Raw genomic sequence first — 485 nt, 5'->3', positions numbered from 1 at the left:
TCATCATACGCTTCGGCCAGCAGCTTGCCTAGGCGCCTCTGTAGCGCGCTCTCCTGGGCGGCTTCCTCATCCATCAAGTTTCCCCTAGTCGAGCAGTGACATTCCGAGTTGGTTTGTTGGAAACTAACATGCAACCAGCCCGAGGCTTAAGACTGCTGCCCGTTTTTCGTTCTTCGAGTGTGGTCGCCTCATCCGTATGCGGGGAAATAGTCAGCAAAAATCCACCGCCATTCGTCGATCGCCAGCTTCGCATATCCCTGGTTCGAGTAGTTTTCCGCAGTACGGGCCCGCCGATACGCCTGGTCGAGAGCGGCGATCATCCTGTCGGCCTCGGACTTAGCGAGATAGGAAGCGACGTCGTCGCTGTAGCCGGCGGGATCGGCAATCTTGGTCCAGACCTTGTCCCTCATTTTGTCGAATACCCATCGAGCGCCGCTCGGATAGTCGGTGATAGTGACGTCCTTCAGAACATGGCGCACTAGGAC

General features: G+C 56.9%; 1 pseudogene. It reads right to left on the bottom strand.

The window, feature by feature from the left end:
• Positions 1-188: 188 nt before the first annotated feature.
• Positions 189-485 (bottom strand): annotated as a pseudogene (locus EN780_RS37510) (nucleotidyltransferase); the annotation flags it as partial.

The organism is Mesorhizobium sp. M4B.F.Ca.ET.089.01.1.1, assembly GCF_004022605.1.
Lineage (GTDB): Bacteria > Pseudomonadota > Alphaproteobacteria > Rhizobiales > Rhizobiaceae > Mesorhizobium > Mesorhizobium abyssinicae.
The sequence above is the reverse complement of the archived record's forward strand: the minus strand, read 5'-3'. Positions and strand labels throughout refer to the sequence as shown.